The organism is Massilia paldalensis (assembly GCF_044901715.1).
Lineage (GTDB): Bacteria > Pseudomonadota > Gammaproteobacteria > Burkholderiales > Burkholderiaceae_D > Telluria > Telluria paldalensis.
This window is the reverse complement of record NZ_JBJCIU010000003.1, coordinates 672,811-695,770: the sequence shown is the minus strand read 5'-3', so window position 1 is coordinate 695,770 and position 22,960 is coordinate 672,811. Positions and strand designations below refer to the sequence as shown.

Sequence of the window (22,960 nt, the reverse complement as noted above, 5' to 3'; positions counted from 1 at the left end):
GAGCTACTCGGCGCGCACGCCGGCGGACAGCGCGACCAGGACGTCGGCGATGGCGATGCCGTCCGCTTCCGCCTCGAAGTTGCGCAGCACGCGGTGCGCCAGCACGGGCAGCAGCATGGCCTGGATGTCGTCGCGCGTCACCGCCAGGCGGCCGTGCATCAGGGCCCTTGCCTTGGATGCCAGCACCAGCGCCTGGCCGGCGCGCGGGCCCGCGCCCCAGCCGATGTGCTTGCGGATGGCTTCCACGGGCGAGTCGGCCGGACGGGTCGCGCGCACCAGGCGCGTCGCGTAGCGCAGCATGGGCTCGGCGATCTCGATGTCGCGCACCAGCTGCTGCAGGCGCAGCAGGGCCTGCAAGTCCATGGCTGGCGTCGCGTCGCGCAGTCCCGCGTGCGTGGTGGCGCCGACCATCGCGATCTCCTCGTCCTCGCTCGGGTAGTCGACGTCGATGCGCAGCAGGAAGCGGTCGAGCTGGGCCTCGGGCAGCGGGTAGGTGCCGGCCTGCTCGAGCGGATTCTGCGTGGCCAGCACGAAGAACGGCTGCGGCAGCTTGTGCGTCTGGCCGGCGAAGGTCACGGAGCGTTCCTGCATCGCCTCCAGCAGCGCCGACTGGGTCTTGGGCGGGGCGCGGTTGATCTCGTCGGCCAGCAGCACCTGGGTGAACACGGGGCCCGGCTGGAAGCGGAACACGCGCTGGCGGGTGGCCTGGTCTTCTTCCAGGATCTCGGTGCCGACGATATCGGACGGCATCAGGTCGGGCGTGAACTGCACGCGGCGAAACTGCATGTCGGTGGCCTGGGCCAGCGATTTCACCAGCAGCGTCTTGCCCAGCCCCGGCACGCCCTCGACCAGCGCGTGGCCGCCGCCCAGCAGGCAGGTGACCAGCAGGTCGATCACGTCCTTCTGGCCGATGATCACGCGGCCCATGCTCTCCTTGAGCGCGCCCACCTTGGCCACCAGGTCGGCGATCTCGTTTTCAGTCCATGCGTGTGCTTCTGCCACTTGCTATGCTCCTAAGGCATATTGAATGATGTTGACGGCGAAGCGCGTATTGTCCACCGCCAGCCAGCGCTTGTTGCGGAAGTCGTAGTCCCACTCGCAACCGTAGTCCTTGTTCGAATACAGCACGCCGATGCGCCCCTTCACCTCGATGCCGCGCAGGTACTCGTGCACCAGGTCGTCGCCCCAGCCGTTCAGTTCGACGGCCGTGTTGGGCGGCCCGTCGAAATGGAAGAAGCTCGAATACAGGCGGTGCTTGTTCGGGATCTTCTGCATCGCGTGCATGCCGAAGATGCGCGTCATCTCGGCCTCGAAGGACTTGGCGAACAGGCCGTCAATGTCGTGGTTGCAGTCGTCGACGAAGACGAAGCCCCCGCCCTTCACGTAACGCTCGAAGTTCTTCCGTTCGGCCGGGGTGAACTGCACCAGCTTGTGCCCGGCCAGGTAGCAGAACGGCGACTCCAGCATCTTCGGGTCCGACAGCGCGATCACCCGTTCGGCCGGATCGACGCGCAGCGTCGTGTACTCGACAAGGGAGTTCAGCACGTTGCTGGGCATGCGCTGGTCCACGTCCCAGTCGCCGGACTCGTACATCAGCCGCGTGAAGTAGAAATCGAAGGTCGCCATCGCGTCTCGTGCTTACACCGCGTCCGACAGCGACGTGAAGTTGAAATCGCGGATGCGCATCGGCGGAATCACCAGCTGGAACCGTCCTTCGTCGCCGCCCAGGATCACCGGCTTGCCCAGCGCATCCACGTTGTTGAGCATGGTGATCGGGCTCTCGTTGAAGCGGAAGTTCTTGATCGGATACTTGATCTTGCCGTTCTCGACATAGAAGGTGCCGTCGCGCGTGAGGCCCGTCAGCAGCACCGATTGCGGGTCGACCATGCGGATGTACCACGTGCGGGTGACGACGATGCCCTTCTTGGTGTCGGCGATCAGCTCTTCCAGCGACTTGCTGCCGCCGCCCATGATGATGTTGCCGTGGCGCGCCGTCGGCCGCACGCCCTGCTTCTGCGCCCAGAACTGCGAATAGTCGAGCGAGGCCACCTTGCCGTTCTTGATGATGTCGGTGCGCTGGCGTGCCAGCATCGACTGGTTGTCCCACGGACTGACGGGCACGTCCTTGTCCCACGGGTCGGCCCACACGTTGACCTGTTCGTCGAACAGCTTCTCGCCCAGGCGGTTGCCGCCGCCCTTTTTAGCGAGGAAGCTGCGGCCTTCGTCGGCCTGGCGCGCGCCGAAGGCGCCGAACATGCGGCTGAGCAGGTCGGACGTGGCGGCCGGTTCCAGGATCACGGTGTAGCGGCCCGGCTCCAGCGCTTTCGCATCGACCGAGCGCAGCGCCTTCTCGATGGCCACATCGGTCGCCTCGCGCGCGTCGAAACGCTTGGCGTCGACCACGCCGCGCGTCACCCAGCCGGAACCGCGCCCATCCTCGGTGCGCGCCGTGCAGGTATAGCCCAGGTTCGTGTAGTCGCGGTGACCGAACACGCCGCGCGAATTGGCGATGGTCTCGAAGCCGGTGACGTCGTTGAAGAAGCCGGCCGTCACCAGCCTGTTCTTGCGTCCCGCCAGGATCGCGTGCGACGCCACCTCGGCGCGGTAGTCGGGGTCGATGGCGGCCGTCGCGGCGAAATACTCGGTGCTGGCCTTGAAGTCCTGCTTGCCCGGCGCCGGCATGAACTCCGGGTTTTCCGGCGCCAGGCGCGCGATGTCCTCGGCGCGGCGCACGGCCTTTTCCAGCGACTTGTCGTCGAATTCGTTGATGGTGGCCGTGCCCTGGCGCTTGCCGAAGGCGACGGTCACGGTGAGGCGCCGGTCTTCGTTCAGGCCCGCCGTCGACACGCTGTTGCGCGCGAAGCGGATGTTGCCGGCGCGGCTGCCGGCGATGGTGACGCTGCATTCGTCGGCCTTGGAAAAGCCGAGCACGCGCTCGCAGATGGCGCGGGTGTCTTCCTGGTTCAGCTGTTTCATCGTGTCTCCTTGCCTGGGCGCTCAGCCGATCTTGCGGCCGGTATTGATCACGTTGATGCCGTTGAAGCGCGTCGTCGACGCGCCGTGCGAGACGGCGCTCACCTGGCTCGGCTGGCCCTTGCCGTCGAAGAAGGAGCCGCTCATGCGCCAGTCGCGCTCGTCGCAGATCGCCGTGCAGGCGTTCCAGAAGTCCTGCGTGTTCGACTGGTAGGCGACGTCTTCCAGCATCTGGCCGATCTTGCCGTCGCGGATTTCGTAGTACAGCTGGCCGCCGAACTGGAAGTTGTAGCGCTGCTGGTCGATCGAGTACGAGCCGCGGCCCAGCACATAGATGCCGCGCTTGACGTCCTTGACCATCTCGTCGGGCGTCAGCTTCTTCTGGCCGGCCTGCAGCGACACGTTGGGCATGCGCTGGAACTGCACGCTGCTCCAGCTGTCGGCATACGAGCAGCCCTGCGACTCCTTCTCGCCGATGATGTGGGCCTGGTCGCGCGTGACCTGGTAGTTGACCAGGATGCCGTCCTTGACGATGTCCCAGCGCCTGGTCGGCACGCCCTCGTCGTCGTAGCCGACGGCGCCCAGCGAACCGGGCGTCGTCTTCTCGCCGACGAAGTTGACGATGTTCGAGCCGAACTTGAATTTCTTCGATTCCCACTTGTCCAGCGTGCAGAAGCTGGTGCCCGCGTAGTTGGCCTCGTAGCCCAGCACGCGGTCCAGCTCCGTCGGGTGGCCGACCGATTCGTGGATGGTCAGGAACAGGTTTTCCGGCGCGATCACGAGGTCGTACTTGCCCGGGTCGACGCTCTTGGCCGTGAGCTTCTCGCGCGCCTGGCGGCCCGCGTTCTTCGCTTCCTCGACGATGTCGTAGCCGCCCTTGTACAGCGTGGTCACGCCGCCGGCCGCACGGATCCTGTGCTCAGGCTTCGCATCGAAGTATTCGTAGCCCATGCCCACGGGCGGCGCCAGGCCCGCGCGCGAGCGGAACTTGCCGGTGGCCTTGTCGACGGCCGTCGCCGTGATCGGCGCCCACAGGCGGTGGACGTCCTGGTCGATGTAGGAGCCGTCGGTCGAGGCGAAATACTTCTGCTGGTTGATCTGGAAGAGGTTGGCCGTCATGAAGCTGGCGCCGGCGTCCAGGCCCGCCTTGTTGGCGGCGACCAGCATCTCGGCCTTTTCCTTGACGGGCACGGTGCGCCAGTCGCGCTTGATCGGCGTGGCCCAGGCCACTTCGCCCACGCCCTTCTGCGGCGCCAGCTGCACGGGCTCCGTCTGCAGGCGCGCGTTGGCCTTGGCGATCGCCACGGCCTGGCGCGCGGCATTGGCCACGGCGTCCGGGTTCAGGCTGTTGGTGGCGGCGAAGCCATAGGCGCCGGACGCGATCACGCGCACGCCCACGCCCGTCGACTCGGTATTCGTCACGCTTTCGACGTTCAGGTCGCGCGTGGTGATGTACTGGTTCAGGTAGCGGCCGATGCGCACGTCGCAGTAGGAAGCGCCGGCCTTCCTGGCGGCGTCCATGGCCGTATCGGCGAGCGACTTCTTGACGCTGGCGGCGAGCGGCGCGAGCAGTTCCTCGGCCGCGATGGCGTTGCCCTGGACGGGCACCAGCATGGCGCCGGCCGTGCCGGCGCCGATTTTCAGGAAAGTACGGCGTTCCATCGTTCCTCCAATGCACCCGCCGTCGCCCCTGCGGAGGCAGGGGCCCAATTTTGTTGGTGTCGCACGAAAATTGGATCCCCGCCTGCGCGGGGACGACGGTGTTTTATTTCGCGTCTGTCACACCGCGTCGGACAGCGAGGTGAAGTTGAAGTCGCGTACCTTCATCGGCGGGATCGACATCTGGAACGGCACCTCGTCGCCCCCGATGATCACCGGCTTGCCGATTTCCTCGATGTTGTTGAGCATCGTGACGGGGCTCTCGTTGAAGCGGAAGTTCTTGATCGGGTACTTGATCTTGCCGTTCTCGATGTAGAAGGTGCCGTCGCGCGTGAGGCCCGTCAGCAGCACCGATTGCGGATCGACCATGCGGATGTACCAGGTACGCGTGACGAGGATGCCCTTCTTGGTGCTGGCGATCAGGTCGGCCGTCGTCTTGTCGGTGCCGGCCATGATGATATTGCCCGGCATGGCCGTCGGCTGCACGCCCTTCTTCTTGGCCCAGAACTGCGAGTACTGCAGCGCATTCACTTTGCCGTTCTTGATCAGGTCCATGCGCTGGCGGGCCAGCAGGCTTTCCTGGTCCCAGGGCAGCACCGGCACGTCCGTGTTCCACGGGTCGGCCCAGATATTGACCTTCTCGTCGAACAGCTTGTCGCCCAGGCGCGAGGCGCCGCCCTTCTTCGACAGGAAGCTGCGGCCTTCGTCGGTCTGGCGCGCGTTGAAGCCGAACAGCATGAAGCCGAGCAGCTCGGACGTGGCGGCCGGCTCCAGGATCACGGTGTAGCGGCCCGGCTCCAGCGCCTTGGCCTCGACCGAGCGCAGCGCCTTCTCGATGGCCACGTCGGCCGCTTCACGCGGATCGAATCGTGCGGCGTCGGTGGCCGAGCGCTTGACCCAGCCGGAGCCGCGGCCGTCCTCGGTGCGCACGGTGCAGGTGAAGTCCAGCATGGTCTGGTCCTGGTGGCCCCACACGCCCTTCGAGTTGGCCACGCTGGAGAACGAGGTGCCGTCGGTGAAGAAGCCGGCGGCCACCAGCTTGTTCTTGCGGCAGGCCTCGATCGCGTAGGCGGCGGCCTGGGCGCGGTATTCCGGGTCGATGGCCGCCGTCTTGGCGTTGAAGGTGGCGGACGGCTTGTAGTCCTGCTTGCCGACGGTCGGCATGAATTCCGGGTTTTCCGGCGCCAGGCGCGCCAGGTCTTCCGCGCGGCGCACGACTTTTTCCAACGACTTGTCGTCGAATTCGTTGATGCTGGCGGTGCCCTGGCGGTTGCCGAAGGCGACCTGCACGGACACGGTGGTGTCTTCCGCCAGGCCGGCGGTGGAGACGGCGTTGCGGGCGAAGCGGATGTTGCCGTTGCGGCTGCCGCTGACGCCGACGATGCATTCGTCGGCCTTCGAATACGACAGGACGCGGTCGCAAATGCGCTTGGTTTGTTCCTTGGTCAGGATGGTCATGTTCTGTCTTTCCGTGCCTTAGCCGATCTTGCGGGCGGTGTTGATGACGTTGATGCCGTTGAAGCGCGCGGTCGACGAACCGTGCGAGACGATGCTGACCTGCGGAGGCTGGCCCTTGCCGTCGAAGAAGGAGCCGCCCATGCGCCAGTCGCGCTCGTCGCACAGCGCCGTGCAGGCATTCCAGAAGTCCTGGGTATTGGACTGGTAGGCCACGTCTTCCAGCATCTGGCCGATCTTGCCGTCCTTGATCTCGTAGAACAGCTGGCCGCCGAACTGGAAGTTGTAGCGCTGCTGGTCGATCGAGAACGAGCCGTCGCCGACGATGTAGATGCCCTTCTTGATGTCCTTGACCATCTCGTCCGGCGTCAGCTTCTTCGCGCCCGCCTGCAGCGACACGTTGGGCATGCGCTGGAACTGCACGTTGCTCCAGCTGTCCGCGTACGAGCAGCCGTCCGACTCGGTCTTGCCGATGATGTGGGCCTGGTCGCGGGTGGCCTGGTAGCTGACCAGGATACCGTCCTTGATGATGTCCCAGCGCTTGCACTTGACGCCTTCGTCGTCGTAGCCGACGGCGCCCAGCGAGCCCGGGGTGGTCTTGTCGGCGACGATGTTCACCAGCGGCGAGCCGTACTTGAAGTTCTTGCTCTGCCACTTGTCGAGCGTGGCGAAGCTGGTGCCGGCGTAGTTGGCCTCGTAGCCCAGCACGCGGTCCAGTTCCGTCGGGTGTCCCACGGATTCGTGGATCGTCAGCCACAGGTGCTCGGGCGAGAGCATCAGGTCGTACTTGCCCGGCGCGACGGACTTCGCCGTCAGCTTGCGCTTGGCGTCGCGGCCGGCCGCGCGCGCATCCTCGACGATGTCGTAGGAGCCCGTGTACAGCGTGGCGACGCCGCCGGCGGCCTTGATCTTGTGTTCCGGCTTCGGTTCCAGGTATTCGTAGCCCATGCCGACGGGATTCGACAGGCCGCCGCGCGAGCGGAACTTGCCGCTCGCCTTGTCGACGGCGGTGGCCGACAGCGGCGCCCACAGGCGCTGGATGTCCTGGTCGATGTAGGAACCGTCGGTGGACGCGAAGTACTTCTGCTGGTTCACCTGGAACAGCATCGACTGCATGAAGTTGGCGCCGCCGTCCATGCCGGCCTTGTTGGCGGCGATCAGCAGCTCGGCCTTCTCCTTGATGGGCACCGTCCTCCAGTCCTTCTTGACCGGCGTCGCCCACGACACCTCCCCCACGCTCTTCACCGGCGCCAGCTGCACCGGCTCGCTCTGCAGCTTGGCATTCGCCTTGGCGATCGCCACCGCCTGGCGCGCGGCGCCCGCGATGCCGTCCGGGGTCATGTCGCTGGTGGCGGCGAAGCCGTAGGCGCCGCCGGCGATCACGCGCACGCCCACGCCGGCCGACTCGGTATTCGTCACGCTCTCGACGTTCAGGTCGCGCGTGGTGATGTACTGGTTCAGGTAGCGTCCGATGCGCACGTCGCAATAGCTGGCGCCGGCCTTGGTGGCGGCATTCATCGCCACGTCGGCGAGCGCCTTCTTGGCGGTCACGGCCATCGGGTTGAGCAGTTCTTCGGCGGCGATCGCGCGGCCGAACACGGGGACCAGCATCGACCCGAAGGCCAGGCCGCTGATATTGAGGAAGGTACGGCGTTCCATAAGTCTCCTGAAATCACACTACGTCTTGGACAGGGCCCGGCGGAGGGGCCACACGTTCTTTTACTGCGGTGCGCCAATGAAAACTGTTAAACAGTAGCAGCAAGTTGTCGTTTTGAATAGGCAATCTTTATGCCAAGCACGTAATGACCTTCGCGCTGCCCGTTTCGAGGGTTCCCGGAGCGCCAGGACAGTGCACGACGGGGTTTCGGCGACTTTTCAGTGCAAGGCAGTGACAATCCGCGCATTTTTTTGGGGAAGCGACGTGTATATTCGCGACACAATCAGTTCACATTTCGCCGATCCACGTCAGGTCCCATGAAGATCCTTCGTCACTTAGTGGCAGCGGCCGTGCTGCTGAACGGCGCGGCCGTCCACGCGGCCATGCCTTCAGCCACGGCTTCCTCCACGCATGCATCGTCCGATCTGCCCGCGCCCGCCCAGCTGGCCCCCCTCGCCTTCCCCGGCTGGAGCGCAGCCGGGCCGGGTCGCGTGCAGACGGTGCAGATCCCGTTCGGCACGGCCGAACACGAGGGATGGCATACCGGCCAGGTGCGCGTGGTGGTCGAGCCGAAGCTGGTGCTGCGCATCGATGCGGGACACCTGGTGCTGATCGCCGGCCTGGTGCCGGCGGGCGGCGACGGCCGCGCCAGCGCCGCCCAGGCCACGCCGATGGCGCTGGCCGCCTACCAGTTCGAGAAACAGGGAAGCACCTGGCATGCGAGCCTGAGCCAGGGCATCTTCGCCTGGCGCGGCTTCGGCGGCAACGCCACGCTGCACGCCGTGGCGCTGGGCGGCCAGCGCCAGGGCCTTGGCGTCGAATACGGCAGTTGCTGGGACGGTTACTGCGGCACCTGGCTGGCGCTGTACGAACCGGACAAGGGCGGGATGCGCCGCGAGCCGGCGGTGGAGCTGGCGCTGTCCGGCACCAACACGGCCGGCGCGGCGGACTGCCCGCGCCGGCTGCAGCTGTCCGGCCGGGCGCAGCCGATCGCGGCCCAGGTGAAGGGCGGGGCCGACGCCGATGCGCACGACTGCTATGCGATCGACGGCAGCTGGGCAGTGGATGCGGCGCACGAGCAGCCGGGCGACCTCGTCATCCATTACCACGGCGCGATCCAGCGGGGCGAATCGCCGCTCTCGGCGCCGCTGGCCGTCGACCAGCGCCAGGTGCTGCGCTACGCCAGCGGCAAGTACCGCGCCGTGTCGGGTTTCAATCCGGTGCCGTCGCTGTGAACCGCCGCACCGGCGCCGTACGGTGGGCACGTGGTGCCCACCCTACCTTCAGGACTTGGGCGGCTTCACGGGCGTGAAGTTCAGGTCCTGGAAGTCGTAGCTGAAGTCCGTCTCGGTGGAGATCGGCTGCATCTTCATGCGCTCGATGCTGCCGTCCGGGTTCAGCGCGAAGGTCACGTAGGCGTCCGCGTTGAAGTTGCGTTCCTTCCAGCGCACGATGAAGGTGTCGTGCTGGAAGTGCTCCAGTTCCCCCGTCAAATCCGGCGTGCGCGAGAACGTCAGCACCTGCTTGTTCCCCACGTGCTTGATGGTGGCGCTGCCGTACCACGGATCCTGGTACTCGCCGTCGTAGCTCGCGCGCGGCAGCGAGGGTTGCGACTTCGCGGCCCGGGACGCGCTGGCCTTGGCCAGGCGCGCCTGTTCCTTGGCGTGCGTCTCGTCCTCGACGGCTTTCACGGCGCCGATCCAGTCGGTCTTCGCCTGCGGCTCCAGCATGCGTTCCAGCAGCTGCCATTGCAGCGCGTTCAGCGAGCCGCCGCTTTCCGCATTGGTCAGGATGGCGATGCCCAGCTTCGCTTCCGGCACCAGCACCACCTTCGAATAGAAGCCCTGCAGCGCGCCGCTGTGCATGGCCAGCAGCCGGCCCTGGTAGTCGCGCAGCTGGAAACCGAGGCCGTAGGCGGAGAAGTTCGGACGCGTGGCGGCCAGCTTCGGATTCGGCTCGCTGATGCGCATCGGCGTTTGCGCGGTCCACATCTCGCGCGCCTGCCTGGCGCTGAACAGGCGCCGTTCCTTGCCGTCCGGTCCCGTGCCCAGGCTGCCCTGCGCGAGCAGCACGTTCATCCAGCGCGCGATGTCCTCCGCATTCGTATTGATGCCGACGGCGCCGACGGCGTTCGGCACCGGCATCGCCTTCACGGCGGCGATCTTGCCGTCGATCTTGCTGTGCGCGTTGGCCACGTCCGGATTGCCGGCATTTTCCGCCAGGCTGGTCGTCGTCGTGTTCATGCCCACGGGCGCCAGGATGCGCTCGCGGATCGTCTCGCCCCAGGTCTTGCCCGACTTGGCGGCGATGATCTTGCCGGCCACGATGTACAGCAGGTTGTCGTAGGCGTAGCTGCTGCGGAAGCTCGTCGCCGGCGCAATGAAACGCAGCTTGTGGATGATCTCGTCCGTCGAGAATTGCGTCGTCGGCCACCACAGCAGGTCGCCGGCGCCCAGGCCCAGGCCGCTGCGGTGGGTCAGCAAATCGCGCACCGTCATCTCGTGGGTCACGTAGGCGTCGTACATCTGGAAGTCGGGCAGGTGCTTGGTGACCGGATCGTCCCAGGCCAGCTTGCCTTCGTCGACCAGCATCGCCAGCGCGGCGGCGGTGAAGGCCTTCGAGTTCGATGCCACCTCGAACAGCGTCTTGCCGTCGACCTTGTCCGGCGCGCCCAGCTTGCGCACGCCGAAGCCCTGGGTCGCCACGACCTTGCCGTCCTTGACGATGGCGATCGCGATGCCGGGCACGTCGAACAGTTTCATCGTGCGCTGGACGTCGCCGGCGAGCCAGGCCTGCACGGCGGGATCGGCGGCGGTGGCGGTGGCAGAAGCGGTGGATGCAGCGGAAGCGGTGGCGGAAGCGGCGGCGGGGGCGGTCTGGGCCAGGGCAATGCTGGAGATAGCGAACAGGACGGCTGCTGCGATGCGGTTCATGGAGAGCACTCTTGGGTTCCTCGGTATGGCGGCGCCGCATCCATCGATTCAGTCAATACGGCGCCCGATGTCAGGGCGGCACGGCAAGCCGCGGGCGCCAGCAGGATAGCATTTCATCCGGCAGACGTCACCGCGCGTCATCGCCCCCTTCCCCCCGCCGCGCCGCCTTCTGCTATGATCCGCGCCTTGCTCTTTCCGCCCCGCCCCCGATGGACGCCTTCCTCATCTCCACCGGCATCGTCGCCCTCGCCGAAATCGGCGACAAGACCCAGCTGCTCGCCTTCCTGCTCGCCGCGCGCTTCCGCCGCCCGCTGCCCATCGTGCTCGGCATCTTCGTCGCCACGATCGCCAACCACGCCTTCGCCGCGGCGGCAGGCACGCTCGTGGCGCGCCTGCTCGGCCCGGACGCGATGCGCTGGGTGCTGGGCATCGCCTTCCTGGCGATGGCGGCCTGGATCATGGTGCCGGACACGATCGACGAGGACGAGGACCCGGCCCTCGCGCGCCTGGGCGTGTTCGCGACCACGGTGCTCGCGTTCTTCTTCGCCGAGATGGGCGACAAGACCCAGGTGGCGACCGTCGCGCTGGCCGCGCGCTATGCCTCGCTGCCGCTGGTGGTCGCCGGCACCACGCTGGGCATGATGCTCGCGAACGTGCCGGCCGTGCTGTTCGGCGACCGCATCGCGGGCCGCGTGCCCCTGCAGCTCGTGCACGGCTGCGCGGCCCTCATCTTCGTCGCGCTGGGCGTGGCCACGCTGCTGGGCGCGGGCGGCAACCTCGGCTTCTAGGGAGACTGGTCGACCCACACGGGCGCCGACCACAGGATGCGGCCGTCGTCCTGCGTCACCTTCGCATAATAGAAATGCGGGCCGGGCGCCGGCACCAGCTGCACGTCGGCCTTGCCCGGCAGCGTCGTCACGTCGCCGCCCCGGCCCGGCACGCCCTCGACGATCTCCACCGCCGCCGCCGTCCTGCCCGGCGCGCCGGCGAAGCGCACCTGCAGGCGCAAGGGGCCGCTGTTGGCGAAGCGTTCGCCCATCAGGTGGCCATTGGCGGTCAGCACGAGCTGCGCATCCTTGTCCATCGTCGCGAACACGCGGCGCGCACGCAGCGCCTCCACGAAGCTGTCGCGCGTGAGCGGCACGCCGTTCGGCACCAGCACGGCGGTACGGTTGGCGGCCGACGCACCCCAGTTGGCGCAGTGGTTGTCCTGGTTGCTGCTGAATGCGACGTGGTAGCCCGCTTCGAGCAGCTTGTTGCAGGCCTGTTCGAAATTGCTGCGGCGCGTTTCCTCCTCGTCCTCGCTGGTCGAGAACGCGGAGCTGTTCATCACCTCGCACAGGGCCATCGCGGCGTCGCCCTCCGGCGTATAGGCCAGCGCCTTGCCGCCGACGGCGAACTGCCCGGTGAGCGCGGGATGGTTGAACTGGCCGATCCAGCCGCGCCGCTGCATCAGCGCGTACAGGGCGCCGTAGTCGCCGCGCGCCGTCTCCACGTCGGCCAGCAGTTCTCCCTTGCCGGTCTTTTCCCAGCCCAGCAACTCGTCGGTGTTGAAGATGTTCAGGTGGCCGCCGTTGCCGATCACGCCCCACTCCAGGCCATACAGCGCGAGGAAATCCTGGTGCGCGGCGTTGAAGGCGCGCGCGCTGTCCAGGCCCGCGCGGTACAGCGCTTTCGCCGCGAGCGGATCGGCACCCGTCTTCGTGCCCGTCGAACCGTCGTACATGTGGTTGTGTTCCGAGACCATCAGGATGTCCAGGCCATGCCGCCGGGCGTAGGGCCAGGCGGCATCCGGACCGAAGGGCGCGCTCTGCGGCTCCTGCGCGCCGTGGCAATCGTCGACGGGCGCGCCGCCGTCGCTGTGGCTGGTCTGGCTGTGCAGGTTGCCGTAGTAGACCGTGTAGGGCAAGCCGTCCGGCGCGGGCGCTGCCTGCACCGTGTCACGCAGCGGCGCGCGCCGCGTCGGCAGGCCCGCAAACGGGGGCATGGACGGCGCCGCGATCGTGCCCACGGCGATGTCCCAGGCCTGTCCCACCTCTTCGCCTCCGATCCTGGCCAGCAGGCGCACGCGGTAGATGCCGGCGGCGGGACGCGCGCCGCCTACCAGTCCCCGCCAGCGCACGGCAACGCTGGCCGGACGGCCGCCTGCCAGCGCCTGCCGCCCCTGCCACTGCCCGACGCGGCGCCCCGTCGGCGCCAGCAGCTCCAGGCGCCAGGCGACTTCGCCGCGGGTCATGCCAGGATGGTCGAACGCCAGGGTGAACGTGCGTGCATCCGGCTGGCCGCGGGCATCGCCGCGATAAGGTGCATGCAGCGTGGCGTCGAGCTCGCGGTGTTCGTGCTGCGCCGCGACGGCCGCAGGGACTGCAGCAGGGACTGCAGCGGGCGCTGCAGCGGCGCCAGGGTGGATCGAGCCGGCCGCGGCCAGCGCCAGGGGGAGGAGGAAGGATAAGGTTTTCATGATGCAATTTTTGCAATTGCATCGATTCCAGCCTTGATCCGAAGATCATGGTCTTGTCATTATTTTATTATTTTATTGACAAAGATAAAGTGATCTTGGGTAAAACCTAAAAATGGTACTCGGCCCGGATCATCGGCGTGCTGGCGCGTTGGCCCCGGTTGCCGGTGGTCGACGCCCGGTTGCCGAACTTGTTGTTCCAGAACTGGTATTCGACGCCGATGCGGAAGCGGTTCTTCGGCTGGCCGAAGCGCGCGCCGACATCGACCATCAGTTGCATGTCGAGGTTGGTCTCGGCACCCGTGCCGTTGCCGACCTCGTCCGTCCCCTTGGCGGCGATGGTGTTCAGGTAGCCCTCGAAACTCCAGCCCTCGGCCACCGGAATGCCCCAGCTGGCCGAGAACATCGCGTGGTTGTCGTAGGTGTAGCGCCCGTTGACGTCGGCAATGGGCGGAAAGGCGCCGCTCGGCGCATTGCTTTCGCGCACCATCAGGACGCCCGTGGACAGGAATCCCGGCACATCCCACAGCAAGGTCGGCCCCGCCACCAGCATGCGCTTGCGCGAGTTGTAGCCGACGTCGTTCTTGGTGTTCCAGTCGAAGCCCAGCACGAGGCCCACGCCCTTGACCTTGCCGAAGCGGATCGGCTCGCCGCGCAGCGCGCCGATGTCCAGGGTATGGCGGTAGACCACGTACGCTTCCTGCGCCCCGTCGCGCCCGTTCAGGGAAGACGGATCGTTGCGGTCCGACGCCAGCAGGTCGAGGTTGAAGTAATTGGTGCCGTAGCGGTAGCCGCTGGAATGGGTCAGCGCGACGATGTGCTTCTTGATGTCGGCGGGATTGAAGGGTTCGCGAAAGCGGGTGCCGTAGCGCCAGCTGACGGCCGTGTCGCTCCAGTCGGCGGCGCGGGCTTCGCGCTCCGGCACCAGCACGGCGCCGAAGCCGGCCGCGGCCAGCGCGGCCGAGCAAGCCACGCTGGCCCCGGCATGTACCCGTCTCGTCATCGGTCGATCTCGGCCCGGTTCTCGTGCTCCGCGGGGAGCGCCCCGCCGTCTTCCGCCACCCGCAGTTCGACGCTGTGCGGCCTGCCGTCGTCCACCAGCATGATCGCGTCGCCGTCCTGCGCCACGCCATCCACGACAAGGCCGGGCTCGCTGCTGCGCGTCACGGCGATCGTGTAGGGCGTATCGCGGAAGCGGTAGTGTAACGTGAAGCCAGGCCAGGCGCGTGGCAATTGTGGCGCGAGTGCGAGGCGTTCGCCGCTGCGCTCGACGCCGAGAAGGGATTCGACGATCAGGCGGTACATCCAGCCGGCCGAGCCCGTGTACCAGCTCCAGCCACCCCGCCCCACGTGCGGCGCCACCGCATAGATGTCGGCCGTCATCACATACGGTTCGGCCTTGTAGACGGCGCAGGCTTCCGGCGTGCCCGTATGGTTGGCCGGATTGATCATGCGCAGCAACTCCCAGGCGCGTTCCGTATCGCGCAGGCGCGCGAACGCCATCGCCGTCCAGATCGCCGCATGCGTGTACTGGCCGCCGTTCTCGCGCACGCCGGGCACGTAGCCGCGGATATAGCCCGGATCCAGCACGCCCTTGTCGAACGGCGGATCGAGCAGCTGGATCAGGCCGGCGTCGCGCCGCACCAGGTGCGCATCGACTTCCCGCATCGCCTGGCGCGCGCGCTCCGGATCGGCCGCGCCGGACAGCACGCCCCAGCTCTGCGAGATCGAGTCGATCCGGCACTCGTCGTTCTGCTGCGAGCCGAGCGGCGTGCCGTCGTCGAAATAGGCGCGCCGGTACCAGTTGCCGTCCCAGGCGTTTTCCTCGATGTTGTGCGACAGCACCTGGGCCGCGCTGCGGCAGGTGGTGGCGAAGCCGTAGTCGGCGCGCCGTTCGGCCAGCTCGGCGAAGCGCTGCAGCACCTCATACAGGAAGAAGCCCAGCCACACGCTTTCGCCGCGGCCTTCATTGCCCACGCGGTCCATGCCGTCGTTCCAGTCGCAGGTGCCGATCAGCGGCAGGCCGTGGGCGCCGAACGTCAGCGCGCGCCGGATCGCACGCACGCAGTGTTCGTAGATGCTGGCCTGCTCGCGCGACTGGCCCGGCAGGTCGTACCACGATTCCTCTTCCTGCTTGAGCGGACGGCCTTCGATGAAAGGCGCGACCTCGTCCAGCAGCGACGCGTCGCCCGTCACGCCGACGTAGCGGTGCACGGCCAGCGGCAGCCACAGGTAGTCGTCCGAGCAATGCGTGCGCACGCCGCGCCCGGTGGGCGGATGCCACCAGTGCTGCACGTCGCCCTCGACGAACTGGTGGCCGGCGAACAGCAGGATATGGTCGCGCAGCAGTTGCGGGCGCGTGTGCACGGTGGCCATCGCGTCCTGCAGCTGGTCGCGGAAGCCGTAGGCGCCGCCCGACTGGTAGTAGCCGCTGCGTGCCCACATGCGGCAGGCGATGGTCTGGTACATCAGCCAGCCGTTGGCGATGGCGTCGAGGGCCGGGTCCGGCGTCTCGATGCGGATCGCCCCCAGCGTCTCTTCCCAGTACTCGCGCACCTTGGCGAAGTCGGCCGCGGCGGTGCCGCCGCCGCTGTGGCGCTGGACCATGCCCGACGCGTCCAGGTTGCGGCGGCCGCCCACGCCCAGCATGAACACCAGCTCCTGTTCCTCTCCCGGCTGCAGCTCGACCACCGTCTGCAAGGCCGCGCACGGGTCGAGCGCGGCGCCGCTGCGGCCGGACAGGCCCTGGCGCTCGAGCGCCGCCGGATTGGCCAGGCCGCGGTTGCGGCCCACGAACTCGGCGCGGTCGCAGGTGTAGGACACGTGTTCGGCATCCAGGTGGAAGAACGCGACGCGGCCCGAGAAGTCCGTGTTGTAGGCATTGCGGGCGAACAGCGCGCCGCTGACCGGGTCCTGTTCCGTCACCACGTGCATGGCCGACTTGGCGCGCAGGTCGCCCAGCACCCATTCGACGTAGCCGGTGACGGACAGGCGGCGCGCGTTCGATCCCTCGTTGCGCAGCTTGATCGTCACGTACTTCAGCGGCGCGTCCAGCGCCACGTAGGTCAGCAGTTCGCTGCGGATGCCGTGGGCGCTGTGCTCGAAGGCGCTGTAGCCGAAGCCGTGGCGGGTCAGGTAGTCGCCGCCGGACGGCGCCGGCAACGCGGTCGGCGACCAGAACACGCCGGTATGCTCGTCGCGCAGGTAGAACGCTTCGCCGCCGCGGTCCGACACGGGATCGTTTTCCCACGGCGTCAGGCGGAACTCGTGGGCGTTCTGGTTCCAGCTGTAGGCCGTGCCGCTGTCCGAGACGACGCTGCCGAACATGGGGCTGGCCAGCACGTTGACCCAGGGCGCCGGCGTGTGCCGTCCGGCCCCCGTGCGGATCAGGTATTCGCGGCCGTCGGCGCTGAAACCGCCGATGCCGTTGTCGAGGATGGTGGCCGGTGCCGCCGGTGCCGCCAGTGCGGCCAGCGCGTCGACCGCTATGCCGTCCTGCTGCTGCGGCAAGAGGGCCGGCGGCAACTGGGTCTTCTGCGCGCCGGCGCGGCGCAGCTGGTCGGCCAGGCTGCCCGCCTCGTCCGACAGCACGATACGCGCCACCGACTGCATCAGGATGCGGTCCTCGTTCGGGATCTGCTCGAGCAGGCGCACGAACACGCCGCCCGGACGGTCGACCGATTGCGCATCCATGCCGGACGCGATCAGGCTCATGATCTGGTCGTACAGGCCCTGGCGGTAGCCGCTGGTGTTTTCCTTGCGCTCCTCGCACCAGATCACGATGTCGACGACGAGCCCCTTCAGGCGCCAGTAAGCATGCGCCTGCACCAGCTGGCGCGCCAGCTCGATGTTGGCCACGTCGCGGATCTGCAGCAGCACGATCGGGAAGTCGCCCGAGATCGCGTAGGCCCACAGGCCGGACTGGCCGCGCGCATTGCGGGCGATGACGGCCGGGTCGGCGCGCAGGCCCGCATTCGGGTAGATCACGCTGCCGGCCAGGCGGCTGTACAGCTGGGCGTCGGCCTCGCTGGCGTTCAGCTGGCGCAGCACGACCTGGCTGTGGGTCCAGGCCAGCTCGAACACGCGGTCGGCCAGGTGGCGGTCCTGGTACTTGTCGACCAGGTGCAGCGCGTGCTCGCGCGTTTCCGCCGCGCCCAGCACCACGTCGAACACGACTTCCTCGTGCGGTTCGAGCACGAACACGCGGCGGATCGCCGCCACCGGGTCGAGCACGGAACCGTCCTGGCCGCCGAGCGGCGCGCGGTTCATGGCCGCCAGCGCCTGCGGCAGCGCATTGCGGTTGCCCCGGCCGATGAAGTCGGCGCGGCTGGTCTCGAATTCGGGCGCGGCCGGCGCCTCGCCACCCTTGCCTTCCTGGTGGGCCGTCATCAGGTTCAGCATCCAGGGCATGTGCTCGCCCTTGTGGCGCGGACGGCGCGTGCACAGGATGGCGCCGCGCTCGCGCAGGATCTCGGTCTGCACGAACAGTTTCGAGAACGCCGGGTGGGCGGCATCCGCGTTCGGCGTCGCCATCGCGACTTCCGCGTAGCTCGTCACCTCGATCGTGCGGCGCACGCCGGAGCGGTTGGCGATGCGCGTGCGGCGCAGCTCGATGTCGTCCTCGGGCGACACGACGATTTCCGTGTGCAGCTCGATGCCGTGGTCGCGGCGGCGGAATTCCGCGCGCCCCTCCGAGAAGCTGGCCTCGTAGTGCTCGGGCTCGGCCTGCGTCGGCTGCCAGGCCGTCGACCACAGCTGGCCGTTGTCCAGGTCGCGCACGTAGCAGAACTGGCCCCAGTCGTCGACGGTGGGATCCTCGCGCCAGCGCGTCACGGCCAGGTCGCGCCACAGGCTGTAGCCGGAACCGCTGCCCGTCACCATCACGTGGTAGCGGCCGTTGGACAGCAGCTGCGCTTCCGGATGGGCGTGCGCCAGGCCCACCGTGCGGGTCGGCATCGCCGCTTCCGGCGCCGGCAGGCGCAGCGCTTCCGCCTCGGCGCTGGCCGATTCGAACGCGCCCGTCTTGGGCACGCGTTCCTGCAGCAGCAGCAGCGTGGCCTGGAACTGCGGGTCGCCTTCGAAGCGGCGCTGCATCGGGCGGTCGTGCAGCAGGTAGGACAGCGCCAGGAAGCCCATGCCCTGGTGGTGCACCATGAAGGAACGCACGATCGCGAAGTCCTGGCCGCGCGGCACGCGCGCCGGCGTGTAGTCGACGGCCTCGTAGAAACCGTAGTTGCCCATGAAGCCCAGCTTGGCCATGCGCTCCAGGTTCTCGCAGGCGAGCTCCGGCTCGACCATCAGGCCCATCATCGTGGCGTACGGCGCGATCACGAGGTCCTCGCCCAGGCCCCGCTTCAGGCCCGTGCCGGGCACGCCGAAGGCGCGGTACTGGTAGTTCATGGCCGCGTCCACCGTGTGGTAGCCGGACTCGGAAATCCCCCAGGGGACGTTGCGGCGGCGCCCGTAGTCGATCTGGGCGTGGATGATGCCGTGGTAGGTCTGGTCGAGCAGCGTGTCGCGGTAGGTCGGCATCACCAGCAGCGGCATCAGGTATTCGAACATCGAGCCGCTCCACGACAGCAGCAGCTGCTGGCCGCCGACGAGGCACAGCTGGCGGCCCAGCGAGAACCAGTGCTCCTGCGGGAACTGGCCCTGGGCGATGCCGACGAAGGACGCCAGGCGCGCCTCCGAGGCCAGCAGGTCGTAGGTGCTGCCGTCCAGGCGGCGCTCGCTGACGTTGTAGCCGATCGCCATCAGGTCGAGGTCGTCGACGTAGAGGAAGCCGAAGTCCATCGCCGCGTACTCGCGCGCCTGGCGCGCCAGCAGTGCGATCTCGTCCAGGCGGGCACGCGCGTTGGCGCTGCCCTCGGCCACCAGCTTCGCCAGTTGCTGCTGGCGCGCGCGTTCGTCCTCGGCCAGGTCAGCACCCGGCGCGCGCAGGGAAAACGCGGCCAGCTCGCGCAGCGTGGGGATGCGCGTGAGCGTCGAGTCGATCACGAACTGGTGCACGGCGCGCATCCACGGCGCCACCATGAGCAGGTCGGCATGGGCGGCCTCGCATTGCGCGAGCAGCTTGGCGGTCCAGGCGCGCAGTTGCGGGTCGGCGTCGTCCGGCACCGCCTTGTGCGCCGTGGCGGCCAGGCGCGCCAGCGCGCCCAGGCAGTCGGCCAGGCCGGGCAGCGTGTCGGCGCTGCGGCAATGCTCGGGGGCGAGCTGCTGCCACAGCGCGCCGACCGCTTCCGCCAGTGCGGGCAGGGTCTCGGCCCGGGTTTCCGCCTCCTGTTCGATCACGCGCAGCGTGTCGCGGATGCCGTCCAGCGTGCGGCGCGACGCGATCGGCTGGTCGCCCAGCTGTTCCAGCCCCGAGGCAAGCGTCAGCAGGTGGCCGGCCAGGTTGCCGCTGTCCACGGCCGACACGTACATCGGCTGCAGCGGCGCCATCGTCAGCGTGTCGTACCAGTTGTAGAAGTGGCCGCGGTAGCGCTCCAGGCGGCCCATCGCGCCGAGCGTGGCGCGGGTGCGCAGCAGCAGTTCGCCGCCCGCCACGTAGCCGAAGTCGTAGGCCGTGAAGTTGGCCAGCAGCGCCAGGCCGATGTTCGTCGGCGACGTGCGGTGCGCCACCACCGTGGCGGGATGCTCCTGCATATTGTCGGGCGGGAGCCAGTTTTCCTCCGCCGTGACGTGGTCCTCGAAGAAGGCCCAGGTGCGGCGCGCCAGGCGCTGCAGGAAGCGGTGCTGCTCGCTGCCCAGCGCGGGCTTGGCGCGCTCGACCGGCAGGCTGACCCACCATGCCACCACCGGCGACAGGAACCACAGCAGCAGCAGCGGCGCCGCGGCGAACAGCGCGAACGGATTGGCGAAGGTCAGCAGCACGGCCGTGCCGACGGCCAGGGCCGGGGCGAACCACATATTGCGCCAGTTGCTTTCCATGTCGGTGCTCGAGCGCGACAGGCTCGACGCGCGCCACTCCAGCAGGTGACGGCGCGAGACCAGCATGCGCCAGGCCGTGCGCGCGATCGCGTCGACGCTGTACCAGGCTTCGTGCGGCAGGAAGGCGGTGTTCAGCACGGCGTGGCCGAGGCCGATGCGCGCGCCCTGCGCCCAGTTCAGCAGGTGCTGGCGCAGCGTGATGTCGTGGGCCTTGTCGGCCAGGCCGATCAGGCTGCCCATGAAGAAGGGCAGGAAGAACACGGACAGGATCGCCGCGCTCCAGAACGCCGGCGCCGGCAGCAAGGCCCAGCACAGCAGCAACAGGACCGTCAGCGTCGGCGCCACCAGGCTGCGGCGCAGGTTGTCGAACAGCTTCCAGCGCGCCAGCGGCGACAGCGGATTCGGGCCGCGCCGCCCGTCCGGCAGCGGCACCTTGTTGCGCAGCCAGCCGGCCAGCTGCCAGTCGCCGCGGATCCAGCGGTGGCGGCGGCTGACGTCGTCGCTGTAGCGCGGCGGGTAGGCTTCCACCACCTGTGCGTCGCTGAGCAGGCCGGCGCGCACGTAGCAGCCTTCCAGCAGGTCGTGCGACAGCACGCGGTTGTCCGGCAGGCGGTTGCTCAGCACCGTCTCGAACGTCTCCAGGTCGTAGATGCCCTTGCCCGTGAACGAGCCTTCGCCGAACAGGTCCTGGTAGACGTCGGACACGGTGCGGGTGTACGGGTCGATGCCCGGCTCGCCGCTGCACAGGCGCTCGTAGCGCGAGGCGTTCTCCAGCGGCAGCGACGTCGTCACGCGCGGCTGCAGCAGCCCATAGCCGTCGACCACGCGGCTGCCCTCGGCATTCAGCACCGGATGGTTCAGCGGGTGCGCCATGGTGGCGACGAACTGGCGCGCCGCATCGCGCGGCAGCTGGGTATCGGCGTCCAGCGTGATCACGTAGCGCGTCTCGGCCAGGCCCGCCGTGTCGCCTTCGACGACGGCGAAGCGCTCCGCCGCGCCGCCGCGCAGGAAGGCGTTGAAATCCTCCAGCTTGCCGCGCTTGCGCTCGTGGCCGATCCAGGCCTGCTCGCCTTCGCTCCAGCTGCGCGCGCGGTGCAGCAGCAGGAAGGGTGCAATGCCTTCGCCGCCGTACTGCGCGTTCAGGGCGGCGATGGCGGCGCGCGCCTGCTCGACCAGTTCGGCGTCGCCGTACATCTCCTGCTGGGGCGCATCGGCCAGGTCGGTCAGCAGGCAGAAGCGCAGGTGCGGGTCGCGGTTGGCCAGGTAGCGCACCTCCAGCGCGTCGCACAGCGCGTCCACGTTGGCGCGGCTGTACAGCAGCGAAGGCACGACCACGACGGCGCGCGCATCGGACGGGATACCGTCGCTGAAGTCCATGCGCGGCAGCGGCGCCGGCATGACCAGGCGCGTGGCCAGCAGGTTCACGAGGGACAGCGCCAGCTGGCTCGCGCCCAGCGTGGCCAGGATGCCGATGACCGCCATCAGCCAGTGCGGCGCACCGTTCTGCCACGAGTGGACGACGACGGCGGCCGTGAACAGGGCCGTGAAGGTGCCGATGCCGCCCAGGTAGGACAGCAGGGGCCAGGCGCGGCCGGTGCGGCGCAGCGAGGCGACGAAGCCGGGCCGCATGTTCAGGCGCCGCTCCAGGCTCGGGTAGCCCTTGCCGGCCAGGTAGTAGCCGACGTGGCGCAGGCGCGCATCGTGGGCGCCGTCGCCGGCCGCGTCGGGGCCATGGGCGGCGGCCAGCGCGACCGCCTCGGTCGCGACCTCGAGTTCGCTGCGCCCGCTGGCGCGCGCCAGCCGTTCGACCACGTGGCGGTAGTGGTCGCGGGTGGCGAAATCCATGCGGCCGTAGACGCCGGCCGGGTCGCCGCGCAGCGCCTGCTCCACGGCGCTCATGGTCTCGACGAATTCGCGCCAGTCGGTGGTGCCGAGCAGGCGCAGGCTGCCGATGCTGTTGGCCACCGAGACCTGGTCGCTGGACTGCTGGCCGATATCGGCCTGCACCGCCTGGTCGATCGTGCGGCCCTCGTCGGCCAGGCGCGTGGCGATCCACTGCAGCGCCTGGGTCAGCGGGCCGCTGCGGCCCTGCAGGCGGCGCGTCAGCTCGGCCACGAAGCTCGATCCCATCGGCTGCACTTCGCGCGCCATGTCGGCCACCAGCAGGATCAGGTCGCCCGGCTTGTCGTCGGCCCGCTCGGCCATGCGGTCGGCCCAGCGGTTGGCCTGTTCGCGCTGGATGCGGTTGTCGGCCTGGCGTGCGGCGATGCGGCGCAGGTTCTCGATCAGCGCCAGGCGCAGCATGATCGGGATCGCCCACAGTTCGCCCAGCGCCAGCGGCGCGCCTTCCTGGTAGGCCGCGACGAACCGTGCCAGGCTTTCCGGCTCCAGGCGGCCGTCGCCGTGCGCGACCATTTCCAGCGCCAGCTGGTACACGCGCGGGCGGCCGCGCGCTTCCTCGTCCGCATCCGCAAGACAGGGCAGCTCGCGGCTGTAGTCCTTGGGCAGGTGGCTTTGCGCGGTGCGCACCTGCTCTTCGATCAGGTAGTAGTTATCGAGCAGCCATTCGGCGGCGGGGGTCAGGCGCACGCCGGCCTTGGCGGCGCGGGTCAGGCCCGCGCAGGCGTCGGCGATGACGGCGGCATTGTCGGCCAGGCGTGCCAGCAGGCGGTCGCTGCCCGGCTGGTTGCTCACCTGGTGGCGCGCCGCCAGGCGACGGCCGTGCACCGCCATCTGGGCGGCGGAATACAGTTCGGCGCGCAGCGGCGCTTCGCCGTTGGCGAGGCCGGCCGGTACGGAGGAAGATCCCGCGCCGGATGCTGGGCGGGACAGGTCTTTTTCTTGTTTCAACAGGAACCTCGATGGTGGCGTGCGCGGCGAACCGCCGGGTGGGCG

Annotated in this window: 12 protein-coding genes; 2 read left to right on the top strand and 10 right to left on the bottom strand. The window is 68.5% G+C overall.

Annotation, left to right across the window (positions count from 1 at the left end):
- Positions 1-3: 3 nt before the first annotated feature.
- The 6 genes from ACI1V7_RS17800 to ACI1V7_RS17775 form a co-directional block, all read right to left on the bottom strand.
- Positions 4-1,002: an AAA family ATPase gene (locus ACI1V7_RS17800; RefSeq protein ID WP_404533128.1), complete on the bottom strand. Its 999-nt coding sequence runs from the start codon at positions 1,000-1,002 to the stop codon at positions 4-6.
- 3 nt (positions 1,003-1,005) lie between these two features.
- On the bottom strand, positions 1,006-1,626 hold the full coding sequence (locus ACI1V7_RS17795) for a DUF4159 domain-containing protein (RefSeq protein ID WP_404533127.1): 621 nt from the start codon (positions 1,624-1,626) through the stop codon (positions 1,006-1,008).
- Positions 1,627-1,638: 12 nt separating this feature from the next.
- A complete protein-coding gene (locus tag ACI1V7_RS17790) occupies positions 1,639-2,976 on the bottom strand; it encodes a TldD/PmbA family protein (RefSeq protein ID WP_404533126.1) in 1,338 nt (445 codons plus the stop codon).
- Positions 2,977-2,997: 21 nt separating this feature from the next.
- Positions 2,998-4,635, bottom strand: coding sequence for a TldD/PmbA family protein (locus ACI1V7_RS17785; RefSeq protein WP_404533125.1), 1,638 nt, complete (start codon positions 4,633-4,635; stop codon positions 2,998-3,000).
- A 117-nt stretch (positions 4,636-4,752) separates the two neighbouring features.
- A complete protein-coding gene (locus tag ACI1V7_RS17780) occupies positions 4,753-6,090 on the bottom strand; it encodes a TldD/PmbA family protein (RefSeq protein ID WP_404533124.1) in 1,338 nt (445 codons plus the stop codon).
- Between the two features lie 18 nt (positions 6,091-6,108).
- Positions 6,109-7,746, bottom strand: a complete 1,638-nt coding sequence (locus tag ACI1V7_RS17775) for a TldD/PmbA family protein (protein WP_404533123.1) — start codon at positions 7,744-7,746, stop codon at positions 6,109-6,111.
- Positions 7,747-8,061: 315 nt separating this feature from the next.
- Here ACI1V7_RS17775 and ACI1V7_RS17770 point away from each other — a divergent pair, with 315 nt between their 5' ends.
- Positions 8,062-8,979: a hypothetical protein gene (locus ACI1V7_RS17770; RefSeq protein WP_404533122.1), complete on the top strand. Its 918-nt coding sequence runs from the start codon at positions 8,062-8,064 to the stop codon at positions 8,977-8,979.
- 48 nt (positions 8,980-9,027) lie between these two features.
- On the opposite strand, the gene ACI1V7_RS17765 is transcribed toward ACI1V7_RS17770, so the two are convergent.
- Entirely contained in the window at positions 9,028-10,677 is a 1,650-nt protein-coding gene (locus ACI1V7_RS17765) for a serine hydrolase (RefSeq protein ID WP_404533121.1), read from the bottom strand.
- Between the two features lie 209 nt (positions 10,678-10,886).
- Here ACI1V7_RS17765 and ACI1V7_RS17760 point away from each other — a divergent pair, with 209 nt between their 5' ends.
- Positions 10,887-11,465, top strand: coding sequence for a TMEM165/GDT1 family protein (locus ACI1V7_RS17760; protein ID WP_404533120.1), 579 nt, complete (start codon positions 10,887-10,889; stop codon positions 11,463-11,465).
- Here ACI1V7_RS17760 and ACI1V7_RS17755 read toward each other — a convergent pair.
- The 3 genes from ACI1V7_RS17755 to ACI1V7_RS17745 form a co-directional block, all read right to left on the bottom strand.
- The gene (locus ACI1V7_RS17755) at positions 11,462-13,138 is read right to left on the bottom strand and encodes a CehA/McbA family metallohydrolase (protein WP_404533119.1); all 1,677 of its coding nucleotides are present in this window, start codon (positions 13,136-13,138) and stop codon (positions 11,462-11,464) included. The two genes, ACI1V7_RS17760 and ACI1V7_RS17755, sit on opposite strands and share 4 nt — an antisense overlap.
- 106 nt (positions 13,139-13,244) lie before the next feature.
- Complete coding sequence (locus ACI1V7_RS17750; RefSeq protein ID WP_404533118.1) at positions 13,245-14,138, bottom strand: outer envelope protein; 894 nt, start codon at positions 14,136-14,138, stop codon at positions 13,245-13,247.
- Positions 14,135-22,915 (bottom strand): GH36-type glycosyl hydrolase domain-containing protein, encoded by an 8,781-nt coding sequence (locus tag ACI1V7_RS17745; RefSeq protein ID WP_404533117.1) that lies wholly within the window; start codon positions 22,913-22,915, stop codon positions 14,135-14,137. Before ACI1V7_RS17745 ends, ACI1V7_RS17750 begins: the two co-directional genes overlap by 4 nt.
- Between the last annotated feature and the right edge of the window lie 45 nt (positions 22,916-22,960).